Origin of the sequence: Mycobacterium gordonae, from assembly GCF_001417955.2 — a bacterium.
Taxonomy (GTDB): Bacteria; Actinomycetota; Actinomycetes; order Mycobacteriales; family Mycobacteriaceae; genus Mycobacterium; species Mycobacterium gordonae_B.
The window spans coordinates 137411-153895 of the sequence record NZ_LKTM01000372.1 but is presented as its reverse complement, the minus strand read 5'-3'; the positions used below and the strand labels follow the sequence as shown (position 1 = coordinate 153895).

Below are 16485 nucleotides of genomic sequence, written 5' to 3'. Positions count from 1 at the left end.
GAGGAGGAACGCAGTGGCCCGGGTGGTCGTGCATGTGATGCCCAAAGCGGAGATCCTTGACCCGCAGGGTCAGGCGATTGTCGGTGCTCTGGGGCGGCTGGGCCACCCCGGAATCTCAGATGTCCGTCAGGGCAAGCGATTTGAGTTAGAGGTCGACGACACGGTGGATGACTCCCAGCTCGCCGAAATCGCCGAATCGCTGCTGGCGAACACCGTGATCGAGGACTGGACCATCAGCCGGGACCCGCAGTGACGGCGCGGATCGGCATCATCACTTTCCCGGGCACCCTCGATGACGTCGATGCCGCGCGTGCCGCACGCATGGTGGGCGCCGAGGCGGTCAGCCTGTGGCACGCGGATGCCGATCTCAAGAGCGTCGACGCCGTGGTGGTTCCCGGCGGCTTCTCCTACGGTGACTATTTGCGCGCCGGCGCCATCGCCAGATTCGCTCCGGTGATGGGGGAAGTGGTAGCGGCCGCCGGCCGTGGCATGCCGGTGCTGGGAATTTGCAACGGCTTTCAGGTGCTCTGCGAGGCGGGTCTGCTCCCGGGTGCTCTGACGCGCAATATCGGGTTGCACTTCGTCTGCCGTGATGTGTGGTTGAGCGTCGCTTCCACCTCGACCGCCTGGACGTCGCGTTTCGAGTCCGACGCCGACCTGCTGATACCGCTGAAGTCCGGCGAAGGCCGCTATGTCGCGCCCAAGCCGGTACTCGAACAGCTGGAAGGCGAGGGGCGGGTGGTCTTCCGCTACCGCGAGAACATCAACGGCTCACTGCACGACATCGCCGGCATCAGCTCGGCCAACGGGCGCGTTGTGGGCTTGATGCCGCACCCCGAGCACGCGATCGAGGCGTTGACCGGTCCGTCCGACGACGGCTTGGGGCTGTTCTATTCGGCGCTCGACGCGGTCCTGACCGCCTGACCGGGTCAGCTCGCGTCGAGTAGCAGAGGCGGCGAGGTTAATTCCGCGGCGACGGTCAACCGGCTGAACAGATCGATGGCCGCCGCGGTGGCCCGGTCGGCGAACGCCGCCAGGTCATCGAAGCGCACCCGCTCACCGATCCACCGGGACTGCTCGGCCATGACACCGATGCGCTGCGGGTCGGACGATCCGTGCACGATCGCGGTGACGTCGCGATGCTGCTCGTTCCAGGCGCCGGCGAGGGCCGCCAACCGGGGGCGTTCGGAGGCGGGGTAGAAGCACGCGGGGGTGACGCGGATGGTGAACACGTCCGGGTGCATGGGCGGGATCTCGAGATGGACATGCAAGCGCAGGGCGGTGTTGAGGACGAAGAAGAACTCGCCATCGTGCCGGCCGCGGAAGTAACGCCGCGCCCGAGTGCACAGGTAGCGTTCGATCAGGTTGGTGTTCAGCGGCTCGCCCATGGGCTCAGACATGGTCCCATGCTCCGGGAGCCGACTATGTGAATCCTTGAGCCAGGGCCAGGGAATCCGAAGAATCAGTTGAGAATTCGCTGAGCGACTCGGCTCACCCGGCTGCAAACCGCGGAATGATGTCGCTGCCGACGATATCGAGGTACTGGGACTCGACGACGTGCGGGATCGTGACGAGAAACTGGTCTATACCGCAGCTTCGGTATTCGCCGATGCGTTCGATGCATCGCTCGGGTGACCCGATGATCAGACCCGACTCGGGGATGGAGGCGAACTCGGTGCGGAGGCGTGCCTCCTCTTCCGCGGAGTCGGTCGGCGCGAGCAGCACCGTGACCGACATGCGCAGCGTTGCCGGGTCCCGGCCCGCCGACTCGCAGGCCCGGTCCAGGAAGTCGCGACGCCGGGTGACTTGTTGAGGCGACCACCACCGCACGTTGAGACCCTGGGCGGCCCGGGCGGCGATCCGTTGCACCCGATCGCCCTCCCCGCCGATCCACAGCGGCGGATGGGGTCGCTGAACCGGAGGCGGATCGCAGATGGCGCCGTTCAAGCTGTAGAACTCGCCGGTGAAGGCGGGGTTGGGTTGCGTCCACACCGCCTTCATCACCTCCAGCGCCTCGGCCAGCGCCGAGACCCGTTCGCGCACCGGCGGAAACGGAATCCCGTAGGCATCGAACTCACGCTGGAACCAACCGGCGCCCATCCCGAGATCGAGGCGGCCACCGGAGATGACGTCGAGCGTCGCGGCCATCTTCGCCAGCACCGAAGGGTGGCGGTAGGAATTGCACAGCACGCTGGTGCCCAGCCGTAGCCGGGTGGTGTCGCGTGCCAGCGCGCTGAGCGCCGTCCAGCACTCCAGCAGCGGAAGCGATGTGGGTGGCGGGCCGGACTGCGCCTCGCCCGATTCGCCCGCAATGCCGGCATCTTTGACGTAATCGTCGGGACTGATCGTGAGGAAGTGGTCGCACAACCACACCGAATCGAAGGCGTATCGTTCCGCCTTCTGCGAGACGGCGACCATGTCCGGATAGGCGCTCACTGCCAGGCCGTTGACGGTGAGCGCCAGGATGAGCCCGAATCGGGTATCGGAAGTCATTGGTCAGTGCCCACTTTCGATGAGTCCGGCCCCGGGACCGTCGATCCTTCGTGGCAATGTGACGGAGAACCGGTACCGCTCGGGACGATGGTGGAACACCACGACTTCGAGAGGTTTGTCGTCCTCGGCGTAGGTGATCCGGTCGACAACGAGGACGGGTGCGCCGGCCGGGAGGTCCAGCGCGGCGACGATGTCGTCCGACGCGCCCTCGGCTTGGATCTCATAGGTGGCGCGACCGATGCGCACGCCCAGTCGCTGCTCCCACATCGAGTAGGTGGTCTCGGTCGCCGGCGTGCCTTCGAGTAGTGGCTCGACGGCCAGGCCCAACCCCGTCGGCAGGTACGCGGTGACGACGGCCAGCGGTTCGTCTCCGGCCCGGAAGCGCCGACGCACGCAGAGCACCTCGTGGGTACCCAGGATGTCTGAGATCCGTTGCGGTGCGTTGGTGATGCCGTGAGAAAGCACATCCACCAACGGCGTGATGCCGGAGTCCGACAACACCTCGGTGATGGTACGGACGCCGGATGTGAGCTCCTGCTTGACGGGCTCGGCGACGAAGGTGCCCAATCCCTGGCGCCGAACCAGCCATCCCTGGCTTTCGAGCATCCCCACCGCGGCCCGCACGGTCACCCGGCTCAGTCCGGTGCGATCGATTAATTCCTTTTCGCTGGGCAACCGACCGCCGGCGGGTAAGCGTTGTGCGACGATCTGCGCCTTCAGGGCCTCGGCGAGCTGGGTGGTCGCCGGCACGCTGCCCCGCGATATTCGTAGCTCGGCGTCATCGAGGTCCAGTCGGTGCGATCCAGATGTCATAGGACGTATTAAAACGTCTTATAAGATGGGCGTCAAGTGGTGTAATGGGAAGGTGGGCATCGCCATCGAACGCTTCGACCACGTGGTGATCAATTGCCGCGACGTCGAGGACACCGCGCGGTGGTACGAGCGGGTACTGGGCATGACGCGCGAGACGTTCGGTGAGTCCGGCAGAACGGCGCTGCGTTTCGGTGATCAGAAGATCAACCTGCGCCCGGTCGGCGCGCTCGCCGACGATCCCCAGTGGGTGACCGGTTCGGTCGAAGCGGCCGGATCCGAAGACCTGTGCCTGATCACCCGAGCGAGCCCGGACGAGGTGCGTGCGCACCTGAGCGCCTGTGGCGTCGACATCGTGGCGGGACCGGTGACCAGGACCGGCGCTTTAGGACCGATGACGTCTCACTACTGCCGGGACGTCGACGGCAATCTGATCGAGATAGCCGTCTACTGAGCGCGTCTCACAGGGGATAGAGCTCCGGCAGGTTCACCACGATCGCCTCCTGGCTGTTGCGGGCGATGACCACCTCGGCCGGCGTGGCCGGGTCCGGGTTCTCCTCACGGTGCGGCACGAACGGTGGGACGAAGATGTAGTCACCGGGCCCGGTCTTGATGCGGACTTCCTGCACGCCATCGTGAAAGACGAACTCCGGGTGGCCGCTTCGCACATAGATCGCTGTCTCGGACTCGCCGTGGTGATGGTTGCCCGACGCCGTGTCCGGCTCGATGTAGGTCTCACCCATCCACAGTTGCTGTGCGCCCACCGATTTGCCGCTGATGGCGGCGAAGCGTTGCAAGCCGGCTGTCTGGGCGGTGTCCGAATCGAGTTCGGACGCCCGAATGTGATGAACGCGTTTACGGCGCTCGTCGGCATCGTGGGCGGTGAAGTCGGGATGGAATCCGTCCATCGTGGCTCCTTCTTCTCAGACCACCACGATAAACGAGTCTCGATACGCCTCAAGCAGTCTCAGCCACAGTTCACTGATCGTGGGAAAGCACGGCACGGCGTGCCACAACCGCTCGATCGGAACCTGACCCGCGACGGCGATGGTGGCCGCGTGCAACAGCTCGGTGACCCCGGGGCCCACCATTGTCACGCCCAGCACGTGGCGCGTGTCGACGTCGACCACCATGCGCGCCCGGCCGGTGTAGCCGTCGGCGAACAATTTTGCGCCGGTCACGACCTCGCCGATCTCGACGTCGATGATCTTGGCGCGATGGCCGTTCTGGGCGGCCTGCTCCGCGGTGAGTCCGACGGCGGCCGCTTCGGGGTCGGTGAAAAATGCCTGCGGCACGGCATGGTGATCGGCAGTGGTGGCATGCTCACCCCACGGCGCGGTGTCGAGGGGGCGTCCCGCGGCGCGGGCGCCGATGGCCGCGCCGGCGATCCGGGCCTGGTACTTGCCCTGGTGGGTCAGCAGCGCGCGGTGATTGACGTCGCCGGCGGCGTAGAGCCATCCGTCGTCGACTGCCGTCACCCGGCAGGTGTCGTCGACCTCGAGCCAGCTGCCTGGGTCCAAACCGATTGATTCCAAACCGATGTCGCCGGTCAACGGCGCCCGTCCGGTGGCGAACAGGATTTCGTCGACCTCCAGTTCGTTGCCGTCGTCAAGTGTGAGACGCACGGGCCCTTCCGGGTCCGGCCGGCTCAGTGCCCGGACCGAAACGCCCAGGCGCACGTCGACTCCGGCCGCCGCCAGTCCCTCACCGACGAGTTCACCGACGAAGGGTTCCATCCGGCCCAGCAGCGCGGAGCCCCGGACCAGTAGGGTCACCGATGCTCCCAATCCCTGCCACGCCGTGGCCATTTCGACGCCGACACCGCCCGCGCCGACGATCGCGAGCCGGCCCGGTACCGAACTGCTGTCGGTGGCTCGACGATTGGTCCACGGCCGGGCTTCACCGATGCCGGGCAGGTCGGGTAGCGCCGGACGGGTGCCGGTGCAGATGACGACCGCGTGTCGTGCCGTGAGCGACATCTGCTCACCGGCCGAAGTGGTGACGGTGACGCGGCGGGGACCCGCCAATCGCCCGTGGCCGCGGATCAGCGTGGCGCCGATGCCGTCCACCCAGTCGGCCTGACCGGTGTCGTCCCAGTCGCTTACATACCGATTGCGCCGGCCGAACACACCGGCGGCGTCGATCTGACCGGTCACCGCCTCGCGTGCGCCGTCCACCCGACGGACGTCAGCGACGGCAAGGACCGGACGCAGCAGCGCCTTGCTCGGGACGCAGGCCCAGTAGGAGCATTCACCCCCGACCAGTTCGCGTTCGACGACCGCGACGCTCAACCCCGTGGCCCGCGCCCGGTCCGCGGCGTTCTGCCCCACCGGGCCGGCGCCGAGCACTATCACGTCGTAATCGTCTACTGGCATGGTCAATCGGGTCCTTCCGCTGTCAGTTGCCGGGCGAGCGAGGGCAGGTCGGCGGCCACGAAATCCGGTTGCGGCAGCCCTTCGACAGGTAGTGGTGCATTGCCTGGCCGGGTGATCAGTGCCGTGCCGAAACCGGCGTTCCGGGCGCCCAACAGGTCCCACACATGTGAGGCCACCATCAGGCAATCGGCTGGCGTCACCCCGAGTTCCCGGCACACGTATTGGTAAACCGGTGGTGCCGGCTTGAACGCCTGGCAGGCGTCGACGGTGAACCGCCGCTCGAAGAGGCCGGCGAGCCCGGAGTTTTCCAGTGCGGTCGGCGTGCCCGGCGGGTGGGGCGAATTAGTCAGCGTGACGAGCCGAAAACCTTTGTCGCGCAGTAGTTTGAGTCCGTCGAGCGTGTCCGCGTAGGCGGGCATGGCACCCATGCGCGCGATGAGGCGGGTGACGTCGTCGTCGGTGACCTGGGCACGGTGGACGGCTCCCAGCATCCGTAACACCCCGCCGGCGAGCGTCGCGAAGTCGACGTAGCTGTTGGACAGCGTCGCCGTCATCGAATACATGACGAGTTGGTTGAACCATTCCCGCAATACCCGTCGGTCGCCGAACAGGTCGTCGAACAACGGCGCCATCGACTCGATATCGAGCAGAGTCTCATTCACATCGAATACGAGCACGGGCGGTGCGGCCACGCAACAGCCTCCTCTGCGTCACTCACGATCCATGACCACCACCATCTTGCCGCCGGCTTCACCGGCTTCCATGACGCGGTGCGCCTCGTGAATCTCCTCGAAGGAGAAGACCCGCGACGGTGTCGCGTCGAGCTCGCCGTCGGCCACCTGCTTCGCGATGCCCTGCAGTGGCACGTCGGAGAGCGCGAAGCCGGGTGTGCCGAAGACGAAGCTGGCGAAGAAGTTCAAGTTCACGCCGCTGGCCATGCGCAGCAGCGGGTTGAAATCCCCGATGGGGTCCAGGCCGCCCAGCCATCCGGCGAGGCAGGCTGTGCCGCCGCGACGCAGCATGTCCAGGGAGTCGAGGATGGTGCTGTTGCCCACCAGATCGAGGACGGCGTGCAACTGCTTGGATTCCGGCAGGTGGGCGGCGAGATCGGTTCTCTCCAGCTCGACGCGCGCGGCACCGAGTTCCTCGAGCATCGGGATGCGTCCGTGGCTGCGGGTGGTGGCAATGACGTGGGCTTCGGCGGCGACCGCCATCTTCAGCGCCGCCTGGCCGAAAGATGATGTCGCGCCACGTATCAGCAACGTCTGTCCAGACTTCACCTGTAGGTTGCGGAACAGGCAGGTCCAGGCGGTCGCATAGGTTTCGGGCAGCGCGGCCAGTTGCGACCAGGGCAGGTCGGATTCGATCAGCGCGACATTGGCCGCGCGCACCCGGGTGTATTCGGCGTAGCTGCCGTTGATGGTGCGGCCCAGGCCGCCCATCAGTGCCGCCACTTTCGCGCCGACCGGAAACTCGCCGCCCGGGCAGGCGTCGACGACGCCGACACATTCGATACCGCTCACTTCGGCGGCTTCAGCCCATTCGCCGCGCCGCATGTGCATCTCCGCGTGGTTGATACCGAAGCCCTTCACTTCGATGACCACCTCGCCGTCCTTGGGCAGCGGCTTGGGAATGTCGGTGTACACCAGACTGTCGAGTCCGCCGAAGCTATCCAAAATGATTGCGCGCATTGTTGTGTCGCCACACGTCTCACGTACGACGGCCGGTGCCGTGGGCAGTGTGCTGGTCCCCCGCGAGATGGTCTCCATCGGTGTCTCCCTCCCGAGACAAATGGGCTATGCGTCCCATTATTATGGGCGGATCATCCCATAAAGTCGAGACGCCCCGGGGTATCAGGATTTGGTGCGGCGCCGCGCCGCCCCCTGTGTCGCGTCGGGTGTGAAGGAACACACATAATCGACCGCAGCGGTGAGCGCGGCGCGAATCGGTTCTGCCTGACCGGTAGCGTGCGTGATCATCGCGCCACCCTGGTGGGCGACGACCAACGACACCGCCAGGTGGCGCGGGTCGGCGTCGGAGCGCAAATCTCCGCGTCGGCGCATGGAAGTCAGTCCGGTCGAAAAGATTTCGATCCACTCGTCGTAACCACGGGCGACGTCATCGTGAATCTCGCTGTCGGCGTCGATCAGTTCACCGGCCAGTGATCCGTACACGCACCCGCCGAGTCGATACACGGTGTCCACATCGGCCATGCAGGCATCGGCCCAGGCGCGCAAGGCATCGACGTTGTCGAGCGCACCCATCCGGTCCTGAGTGTGAAACGTTCGTACGTCTCGGCGGCGGTTGGCGACGACCTGACGGATGAGATCGCGTTTGTCCCGGAAGTAGTGCGTGATCTGCGATCCGCTCACCTCGGCACGGGTGCGCACCTCGTCGATGCTGGTGTTGGCCACCCCGCGTTCGAAGACCAGGCCGGCCGCGGTGTCGACGATCCGGCCTCGCGTGGCCATTCCTTTCTGGGTGAGCCGCGGGGCGGCATGGGCGGTCAGTTGTGGTGGGCGCTGGACGCGGCGACGCCGGGGCGGCCGGGGCGCGCGTTCGGCGGGGTCGGTGGCGAACATGCGCAGATAGTTGACGGCAAACCGGGTCGCATCTGCGTGCGGCCATTCCGCCCGATAGGTGAACGCCAGGGTGCCACCCCCTTGGTGTGCGCACACCAGCACCGATGCCAGAGCGCGCGGTTGCGCCGCGGCCGCGAGCAGACCGTTGTCCTTCATCTGCCGGATCGCCTGCTCGAACAGTTCGATCCACTCCTGATAGCCGGCGGCCAGGGCCGCGCGCGTCGAGTCATCGGACTTGGCGAGTTGGGCGGCGAGGGCGTGATAGGTGGGCGTGCCGGTGTATTTGATGCGGCGCAGGTAGCGCATGTTGAGATCCAGCCAGCGCTCGTAGTCGTCGAAAGTCGCCAGATTGCCCAGCTTCGGCTGGCGGTGGAAGTCTAGGACGACGCCGATCTGGCGCTCGATGACGGCACGGATCAACGCACGCTTGTCGGTGAAGTAGTGCGCCAGTTGGGAACCGCTCACCGAAGCGGCCTTGCGCACGTTGTCCATGTTGAACGCCGTCAGGCCCTCCGCGCCGATCAGTTCGGCGGTTGCCAGCACAATCCGGTCGCGGGTGGCGCGCCCCTTGGCGGTCAGCCGCTGTTCGACCTCCGGTTCGGCCATCGCGCCAGGCTAACCCCTGTCAGGCCGCAGTTATGGGATATTCAGCCCATTGACCGCGTCATGCGGCCACGCGATTGCCTGCCAGGAACGTTCGGGTCAGTTCGGCGACCTCGGCGTGTGCCGACTCCAGCAGGAAGTGCCCGCCGTCGAGCAGATGGACTTCGGCATGCGGCAGATCCGTGGTGAAAGCCGTGGCTCCGGCCGGGCCGAATATCTCGTCGCCGCGGCCCCACACTGCCAGCAGCGGAACGCCGGACGCGCGAAAGTACTCGTGCAGGCGTGGGTACAGCGGGGCGTTGGTCGCATAGTCGCGAAACAGCTTGAGCTGTAACAGATCATTGCCGGGCCGGGAGATCAACGCGAAATCGTGATGCCAGCACTCCGGGTCGACCAGCGTCTCATCCGGTACGCCGGTCAGGTACTGCCAGCGGGTGGCGTCCAGTGTGAGGAACTGCCGCACGGCCGCCTCATTGTCGGCGGTCGGGGCGTCCTGGTATGCCCAGACCGTCTTCCAGAAGCCCTCGACGAAACCGGCGTCATAACCATTGCCATTCTGGCTGATGATCGCGGTGATCGCGGACGGGTTGCGCAGCGCCAGGCGCCAGCCGATGGGTGCGCCGTAATCCTGCACGTACACGGCGTAGCGGTCGATGCCGAGCGCGAGCAACAGCCCGGCCGTCAACTCGGACAGTGCATCGAAGGTGTAGTCGAACTCATCGACGGACGGCGCGTCGGACAATCCGAAGCCCAGGTGGTCGGGTGCCACGACGTGGAAGCGGTCGGCGAGTTCGGGGATGAGGTTGCGGAACATGTAAGAACTGGTCGGAAACCCATGCAGCAGAACCACTGTAGGCAAGTGCGAATCGCCGGCCTCCCGGTAGAACAGGCGGTGACCGTCGACGGTGGCGTAACGATGGTGAACGGTCGGCATGTCGAACTCCTCGGCGGATAATTCTGGGTTACACATCCCAGTATGCACAACGCAGCCCGCCGGCACTAGGGTCAGTCGGTGACGGCACCCGATCCGGTGCCCGCTAGGAGGGCAGATGGCCAAGCTGGTTTCGGTCAACGTGGGCATGCCCAAAGATGTGCAATGGAACGACAGGACCGTTCACACCGGAATCTGGAAGACGCCTGTCGACGGGCGGGTGATGGTGCGCCGCCTCAACATTGACGGCGACGGCCAGGGAGACCTCGGCGGCCACGGCGGTGAGCAGCGCGCCGTGCTGGTGTACCAGACGGAGTCCTACGAGTACTGGGCGGGATACCTCGGCCGTGATGACCTGCGACCGGGTCATTTCGGCGAGAACTTCACCGTCTCCGGGCTCCCGGACGACGAGGTGTGTATCGGCGACCGCTACCGCATCGGCGACGCCGAGTTCGAGGTCACCCAGCCGCGCGTCACCTGTTTCCGGGTCGGGATGCGCCTGGGCGATCCGCGAATGCCGAATCTGCTTGTCTCCCAGCATAGACCAGGTTTCTATTGCCGCGTCATCTCCGAGGGCGGCGTGCAGGCCGGCGACGACATCGTGCGGACCCGCCGTGGCCGGCATGAGCTCACGGTGGCCGACGTCGACGCGCTGCTCTACCTTCCGGATCGCAACCCCGAGCAGCTGCGCAAGGTCGTCGACGTCCCCGAGCTGAGTCCCGGGTGGCAACAATCATTCACCGAGATGCTGGCGGCACCGGGCGGTGCGGCCGCTGCCGCGATTACGCCCAGCGGCTTTCGTCGACTGAGAGTGATTGCCACGCGACGTGAATCACCCTCCGTGCTGTCGATCACGTTGACCTCCGAGGATGGAACCGCGCTGCCGCCGGCGCTTCCCGGTCAGTACCTGACCGTGCGGATACCCGGCGAAACCGCCCAGGTGCGCAGCTACTCCCTGTCCGGCGATCCGCGCGCCGCCGAGTACCGCATCAGCGTCAAACGCGAAGAACACGGTGTCGTGAGTCGATGGCTGCACAGCCACGTCGAACCCGGTGCCGTCATCGAAGCAGCTGCCCCGCGAGGTGACTTCTGCCTCATCGAGGACGACAAGCCGGTGATATTGATCTCGGCGGGGATCGGTGTGACGCCGGTGCTGGCCATGCTGCACGCACTGTCCGCCGGGGGCGCCGACGTCGGTATCTGGTGGCTACACACCACCCGGAACCCGGACACCGAGGCGTTTGCCGCAGAGGTCGACGAGCTGATAGCCGTTATGCCGCAAGCGGTCCGGCGTGTCTACTACACCGAAACCCAGAATCGCCTGAATCGGCAGGCGATCGCCGCGCTGGGCCTGCCGACCGGCGCCACCGCGTACCTGTGTGGGCCGGCGTCGTTCATGGCGGATATGCGCACCGCCCTGACCGGGCTCGGATTCGATCCCGGCAGTATCCACAGTGAACTCTTCGGTGCGCGGGCGGCGATCAACCCCGGAGTAGTCGGTGCGGTGGCCAGGCCGCCGCACCAGCCGGCGGGCACTCCGGGCGCCGGCCCGGCCGTCACCTTCGCGCGCAGCGGACTGACGGTCAACTGGTCACCGCACTACGGCAGCATCCTCGACCTGGCCGAATCCTGCGATGTGCCAACGCGTTACTCGTGCCGCAGCGGGGTGTGCCACATGTGCGTCACCAGCGTCGTCTCCGGCACGACGACCTATGTCCAACCACCGCTGGAGTCGCCGAAGCAGGGTGAAGTGCTGATCTGCTCTGCCGCTCCCGAAACCGACCTGGTGCTGGATCTGTAACTACCGGGCGAACGACGTCTCTCCGCCGGTGACGTTGAAGATCGCACCGTTGACATAGCTGGCGTCCGGGGATGCGAGAAACACGACCGCGCTTGCTATTTCGCTGGCATCAGCGATGCGGCGCAGTGCGGTGACACCGGCCAGCTTCTCCAGGAGGCCGGGGGTGGCCTCCGTTCCGGGAGTGTCGGTGGGTCCTGCCGCCACCGCGTTGACCCGCACACCGGATTCCCCGAATTCGTCCGCCCACACCTTGGTCAGCAGTTCCAGGGCGGCCTTGGTGGCACCGTAGATTCCGCCTTTGCGTTTCGGCGCCGAGGCGGCCAGCGTGCTGATATTGACGATCGCACCGCGGCCCCGTTGCGCCATTGCCGGCGCGAGTTCCTGCACCAGCAGGTACGGAGCGCGCATGTTGACGTTCACGTGTTCGTCGAAGACGGCGTCGTCGGTGTCGACGGTATCGCCGAATATGAAGACGCCGGCGTTGTTCACCAGGATGTCGACGTCGCCGGCCTCGGCCGCCAGTCGCCGGACCTGGGCGGCGTCGTTGAGCTCCGCGGCGACGAATCGTGCGCTGCCGCCATCACTTTCGATCTCCTGTACCACCTCACGGCCGCGTTCCGTGTTGCGCCCGTGCACCACTACGTCGGCGCCCCGCTGGGCCAGTTGCAGCGCGATCGCGCGGCCGATCCCGGAAGTGGCGCCGGTGACCAGGGCCGTGTGGCCGCCGAACGTCGTCACGCTCCTCAGTCCCGCGGGGGCGTCAGCGCCACCGAGGCCTCGGCGGTGTAGCACAGGAACGTCAATGTCTCCTGTAGGTAGAGCTGCACGGTGTCGGCGTCGTGGCTGAGGTATCCGATCGACACGTCGGTGCCCAACTGCAGGTCGAAATCGCCACCGCGAGTGGTCAACACGAACGCGCCGTCGATGGCCGGCGCCCAGATGATGTCGCCGTCGACCAGCCGGTTGAGGTGCTCGAGGATCGGATAACCATGCTCGGTGGTCTCGCTCACCTTGGTGTAGGCGTCGGCTGACAACAGCACCGAATACGGGCCGTCGACGCCCGCCAGGCGCAGTTCCGTCAAAGCCTGGGTGATCACGTCGGGGATGTGGCGCGGGTCGTCGGGCAGGGTCAGGGGAGGGTTGGAGCTGCAGCTGCGGATGCCCTGGATGGACGCCGGGGCATACCCCTCGAAGATGCCGCGGTCCTCGACGAACGCCAGTTTTTTGGCGGCCACCTTGACCGGTTCCCAGTCGGAGTCGTTGGAGCCGCGCTCGACATCGTCGATCTCGTTGCGGGACAGGGTGAACGGTACGCGCAGCCGCACCAGGGGACGACTGTCGCGCAGATGAGCGACGACGCCGTCGGTGGGCGACTCCAGGTCGATCAGCCGGCCCGTGCTGACGGCCGCCGTCACCGGACCGCCCGGCTCGCTGACGTCGACGACGCGGCGGCCGGCGATGTGCCGCTTGAAGGTCCGCGCCGCTTCCACTTCGATCTCCGCCCAGGCGGATTCGGTGATCGGCGCCAGGTCGCGGTACAGATTGTTCATTGAGAGATTCCTTTCAGGCTGCCGATCGAAAGTGAGCCGTCATGCGAGGTCGAAGGCGGTGCGGCGGCCGGCGCCGGGGATTGCGGCAACGCCGGTGGGTCATCGAGAAAGTCGACGGTGGGAGAGAAGAACAAACCACCGGTGACGGCGGTCGAGAAGTCGAGGACCCGGTCGGTGTTGCCGGGCGGATCGCCGAGGAACATATTGCGCAGCAGGCGCTCGGTGACCGCCGGCGTGCGCGAATAGCCGATGAAGTAGGTGCCGTATTCGCCCTTGCCCACCTCGCCGAAGGGCATGTTGTGCCGCACGATCTTGAGCTCGGTGCCGTCTTCGTCGGTGATCACGTTCAGCGCGATATGCGAGTTGGACGGCTTGACGTCGTCGCCGAGTTCGATGTCCTCCAACTTGGTTCGCCCGATCACCCGTTCCTGCTCGGTGACTGAGAGCGAATCCCAGGACGTCATGTCGTGCACGTACTTCTGCACGTGCACGTAGCACGACCCGGCGAAGTCGGGGTCTTCGTCGCCGACCGTGGTCGCGCTGACCGCGATCGGACCGTCCGGGTTCTCGGTTCCGTCGACGAATCCCAGCAGGTCGCGGTTGTCGAAGAACCGGAAGCCGTGCACCTCGTCGACCACCGTCACCGCTCCGGCCATCGCCTTGAGGATGCGCCCGGCCAGTTCGAAGCACACGTCCATGGACTCGGCCCGAAGGTGCAACAGCAGGTCGCCGGGGGTCGCGGGTGCGGTGTGGCGTGGGCCGGTCAATTCGGTGAAAGGGTGCAACTCGGCGGGCCGTGGGCCCGAGAACAACCGGTCCCAGGCGTCGGATCCGATGGAGGCGATCGCCGACAGTCTCTTGGTCGGGTCGCGGAAGCCGATCGCCCGCACCAAACCGGAGATGTCGGGCAGTGCGGCGTGAACCGCCTCCTCGCCACCGTCGTTGATGGTGGCCACCAGAAAGATCGCGGCTGGCGTCAATGGCGCCAGTATGGGCTGCGGCTGAACAGCGGGCACAGGCATGACCCTAACGCCCCGGCCAAGGGGACGGTGCTTAACCTGGCTATATGGTGGCCACCGCCCCGGGCCTGGGTGAATTCATTGATGCGTCCCCGTCGCCGTTTCACGCGTGCGCCACGGCGGCCGCCCGGTTGCGCGACGCCGGCTACACCGAACTCAGCGAGTTCGATCGTTGGCCGGAGCAACCCGGGCGCCACTTCATCCTGCGCGCCGGATCGCTGGTCGCCTGGAGCGGGAGCGCCGGTCTCACCCCGTTCCGGATCGTCGGCGCGCACACCGACAGCCCGAACCTGCGCGTCAAGCAACACCCGGACCGCTGTGTGGCCGGCTGGAAGGTGGTGGCGCTGGAGCCCTACGGCGGCGCCTGGCTGAACTCCTGGCTGGACCGCGACCTCGGCATCAGCGGGCGGCTTTCAGTGCGGGACGGGAGCGGGGTGAGTCATCGGCTGGTCCGGATCGACGAGCCGATCCTGCGGGTTCCGCAGCTGGCCATCCATCTGGCGGAGGATCGCAAGTCGCTCGCGCTGGATCCGCAGCGACACCTCAACGCGGTCTGGGGCGTGGGTAGCGTGGCCGAGTCGTTCGTCGGGTACGTCGCCGAAGCGGCCGGAGTGGCGGGCGACGATGTGCTGTCCGCCGACCTGATGACGCACGACCTGACGCCCTCGACGGTGGTCGGCGCCGACGGCAGCCTGCTGAGCGCTCCGCGGCTGGACAACCAGGCGAGCTGCTACGCGGGACTGGAAGCGCTGCTCGCCCTGGACGCGGAACCCACTGAATTCCTGCCGGTGCTGGTGCTGTTCGACCACGAGGAGGTCGGCTCGACATCCGACCACGGCGCGCAATCCAACCTGTTGGGCACCGTTCTGGAACGGATCGTGCTGACCGCCGGCGGCAACCGCGAGGACTTTCTGAGGTTGTTGCCCGCCTCGTTGCTGGCGTCGGCCGACATGGCGCACGCCACGCACCCCAACTATCCGGAACGCCACGAACCGGGTCACCAGATCGCGGTCAACGGAGGCCCGGTGCTCAAAGTGCACCCCAACCTCCGGTACGCCACCGACGGACGCACCGCCGCGGCGTTCGCCCTGGCCTGCGAGCAGGCGGGGGTGCCGCTGCAACGCTACGAACATCGGGCCGACCTGCCCTGCGGGTCGACGATCGGACCGATGGCCTCGGCGCGCACCGGCATTCCGACGGTGGACGTCGGCGCTCCGCAACTCGCCATGCATTCGGCGCGGGAGTTGATGGGCGCGCACGATGTCGGTGCGTACGCGGCCGCCCTGCAGGCGTTTCTCGCGCCGCAGGCATAGTGTCGAGCCTATGGCGCTCAAACTCGAGATGGTCACGTTCGACTGCACCGACCCGGCGACGTTGTCTGGTTGGTGGGCCGAGCAATTCGGCGGCACGACACATGAGCTGCTGCCCGGGGAATTCATCGCGGTAGCCACCGCCGAAGGGCCGCGGTTGGGATTTCAGAAGGTCCCCGATCCGACCCCGGGCAAAAACCGAGTCCATCTCGATTTCGACACTCAGGATCTCGAGTCGGAAGTGGCCAGACTTACCGCGGCCGGTGCCAGCGAGATCGAACGGCACAGCTTCGGCGAAAACTTCCACTGGGTGGTGCTCGCCGACCCGGAGGGCAACCAGTTCTGCATCGTGAGTCAGTAACTCAAACCGAACAATGCTCGGCAGCGGTCGAACCCTTCGACCCGCACATTGTCCGCGTGACGGCGCTGCCAGTCATCGCGGGTCAGCCGGAACCGCAACTGCTCCACCATGATGCCCTCACGCGCCTTCTGCTCCGAGCCGTCGTCGCGGTAACCGAGGTGGCGCGAGACGGCGATCGAGGCCGGATTGTCGACGAAGGACGCGGACGTCGCGACTTCCGCACCCAGCGTGCTGAACGCGAAATGAAGTGCCGCTGAACGCATCTCGGTGCCGTAACGCTTTCCCTGGTGGCGCAGGCCCAGCCAGGATCCCGTTTCCACCTGGCGCGTCACCGGAAAGTCCTTGGCGATGAGTCCCTGCACGCCGACCGCGGCTCCGTCGACGATCACAGCCAGCGGCAGATGCCAGTCATCCGGGTTGAACCGGGCCAGTTCCCGCCACAGGAACGACAGCGTGTTGAACGGCAGCTGCTCGCGCGGCGCCCGCGTCCAGGGCACCGCGAACGGCATCCGGGTGGGGTCGTGCACGCCGGCGAGTGCGGTATCGATCAACTGGTCGATCAGATTCTCGGTGGGCAGCCGCAACTGCAGCCGCGGCGTGGTGATCCGCAGGTCGAACAGTGGCCAGTGGCGAGACATCCCGCCCATTAT

General features: G+C 66.4%; 19 protein-coding genes. 6 read left to right on the top strand and 13 right to left on the bottom strand.

The features are described from left to right. The first annotated feature begins 13 nt into the window (after positions 1-13). Together purS and purQ are read left to right on the top strand one after the other, a co-directional pair. Positions 14-253, top strand: coding sequence for a phosphoribosylformylglycinamidine synthase subunit PurS (gene purS / locus AO501_RS31600; RefSeq protein ID WP_055581507.1), 240 nt, complete (start codon positions 14-16; stop codon positions 251-253). Then, entirely contained in the window at positions 250-924 is a 675-nt protein-coding gene (gene purQ / locus AO501_RS31595) for a phosphoribosylformylglycinamidine synthase subunit PurQ (RefSeq protein WP_055581506.1), read from the top strand. Before purS ends, purQ begins: the two co-directional genes overlap by 4 nt. Before the next feature lie 5 nt (positions 925-929). Here the strand turns inward: purQ and AO501_RS31590 are convergent, their stop codons facing one another. The 3 genes from AO501_RS31590 to AO501_RS31580 form a co-directional block, all read right to left on the bottom strand. Continuing rightward, complete coding sequence (locus tag AO501_RS31590) at positions 930-1400, bottom strand: hypothetical protein (RefSeq protein ID WP_231752676.1); 471 nt, start codon at positions 1398-1400, stop codon at positions 930-932. A gap of 91 nt (positions 1401-1491) precedes the next feature. After that, the gene (locus AO501_RS31585; RefSeq protein WP_055581504.1) at positions 1492-2493 is read right to left on the bottom strand and encodes a TIGR03619 family F420-dependent LLM class oxidoreductase; all 1002 of its coding nucleotides are present in this window, start codon (positions 2491-2493) and stop codon (positions 1492-1494) included. Between the two features lie 3 nt (positions 2494-2496). Beyond that, complete coding sequence (locus AO501_RS31580; protein ID WP_055581503.1) at positions 2497-3306, bottom strand: GntR family transcriptional regulator; 810 nt, start codon at positions 3304-3306, stop codon at positions 2497-2499. Positions 3307-3331: 25 nt separating this feature from the next. Here AO501_RS31580 and AO501_RS31575 point away from each other — a divergent pair, with 25 nt between their 5' ends. Beyond that, a complete protein-coding gene (locus tag AO501_RS31575) occupies positions 3332-3757 on the top strand; it encodes a VOC family protein (RefSeq protein WP_055581502.1) in 426 nt (141 codons plus the stop codon). Positions 3758-3764: 7 nt separating this feature from the next. On the opposite strand, the gene AO501_RS31570 is transcribed toward AO501_RS31575, so the two are convergent. The 6 genes from AO501_RS31570 to AO501_RS31545 all read right to left on the bottom strand — a co-directional run bounded on the left by AO501_RS31570 (position 3765) and on the right by AO501_RS31545 (position 9797). Next, the gene (locus tag AO501_RS31570) at positions 3765-4211 is read right to left on the bottom strand and encodes a cupin domain-containing protein (RefSeq protein WP_055581501.1); all 447 of its coding nucleotides are present in this window, start codon (positions 4209-4211) and stop codon (positions 3765-3767) included. A 15-nt stretch (positions 4212-4226) separates the two neighbouring features. Further along, positions 4227-5678, bottom strand: coding sequence for a dihydrolipoyl dehydrogenase family protein (locus AO501_RS31565; protein WP_055581500.1), 1452 nt, complete (start codon positions 5676-5678; stop codon positions 4227-4229). A gap of 2 nt (positions 5679-5680) precedes the next feature. Continuing rightward, on the bottom strand, positions 5681-6370 hold the full coding sequence (locus AO501_RS31560) for a haloacid dehalogenase type II (RefSeq protein WP_156452889.1): 690 nt from the start codon (positions 6368-6370) through the stop codon (positions 5681-5683). A gap of 18 nt (positions 6371-6388) precedes the next feature. After that, positions 6389-7447 carry a zinc-binding alcohol dehydrogenase family protein gene (locus AO501_RS31555; RefSeq protein WP_231752675.1) on the bottom strand — a complete coding sequence of 353 codons (1059 nt, stop codon included), beginning with the start codon at positions 7445-7447 and terminating at the stop codon, positions 6389-6391. 84 nt (positions 7448-7531) lie between these two features. Then, positions 7532-8866, bottom strand: a complete 1335-nt coding sequence (locus AO501_RS31550; RefSeq protein ID WP_055581499.1) for a TetR/AcrR family transcriptional regulator — start codon at positions 8864-8866, stop codon at positions 7532-7534. 58 nt (positions 8867-8924) lie between these two features. After that, on the bottom strand, positions 8925-9797 hold the full coding sequence (locus tag AO501_RS31545) for an alpha/beta fold hydrolase (protein ID WP_055581498.1): 873 nt from the start codon (positions 9795-9797) through the stop codon (positions 8925-8927). A 115-nt stretch (positions 9798-9912) separates the two neighbouring features. On the opposite strand from AO501_RS31545, the gene AO501_RS31540 reads away from it, so the two are divergent. Then, positions 9913-11595, top strand: coding sequence for an MOSC and FAD-binding oxidoreductase domain-containing protein (locus AO501_RS31540; protein ID WP_055581497.1), 1683 nt, complete (start codon positions 9913-9915; stop codon positions 11593-11595). On the opposite strand, the gene AO501_RS31535 is transcribed toward AO501_RS31540, so the two are convergent. From AO501_RS31535 to AO501_RS31525, 3 genes are read right to left on the bottom strand one after another with little or no spacing between them, the layout of a single operon-like run. Beyond that, positions 11596-12333 carry an SDR family NAD(P)-dependent oxidoreductase gene (locus tag AO501_RS31535; protein ID WP_197419988.1) on the bottom strand — a complete coding sequence of 246 codons (738 nt, stop codon included), beginning with the start codon at positions 12331-12333 and terminating at the stop codon, positions 11596-11598. It abuts the gene before it with no gap. Between the two features lie 5 nt (positions 12334-12338). Next, positions 12339-13145, bottom strand: coding sequence for a family 1 encapsulin nanocompartment shell protein (locus AO501_RS31530; RefSeq protein WP_055581496.1), 807 nt, complete (start codon positions 13143-13145; stop codon positions 12339-12341). Further along, positions 13142-14167 (bottom strand): Dyp-type peroxidase, encoded by a 1026-nt coding sequence (locus AO501_RS31525; RefSeq protein ID WP_197419987.1) that lies wholly within the window; start codon positions 14165-14167, stop codon positions 13142-13144. Before AO501_RS31525 ends, AO501_RS31530 begins: the two co-directional genes overlap by 4 nt. Positions 14168-14211: 44 nt before the next feature. On the opposite strand from AO501_RS31525, the gene AO501_RS31520 reads away from it, so the two are divergent. Together AO501_RS31520 and AO501_RS31515 are read left to right on the top strand one after the other, a co-directional pair. Then, complete coding sequence (locus AO501_RS31520; RefSeq protein ID WP_055581495.1) at positions 14212-15477, top strand: M18 family aminopeptidase; 1266 nt, start codon at positions 14212-14214, stop codon at positions 15475-15477. 10 nt (positions 15478-15487) lie between these two features. Continuing rightward, on the top strand, positions 15488-15835 hold the full coding sequence (locus tag AO501_RS31515; RefSeq protein ID WP_055581494.1) for a VOC family protein: 348 nt from the start codon (positions 15488-15490) through the stop codon (positions 15833-15835). Here AO501_RS31515 and AO501_RS31510 read toward each other — a convergent pair. Beyond that, complete coding sequence (locus tag AO501_RS31510) at positions 15829-16473, bottom strand: GNAT family N-acetyltransferase (RefSeq protein WP_055581493.1); 645 nt, start codon at positions 16471-16473, stop codon at positions 15829-15831. The two genes, AO501_RS31515 and AO501_RS31510, sit on opposite strands and share 7 nt — an antisense overlap. Positions 16474-16485: the final 12 nt, after the last annotated feature.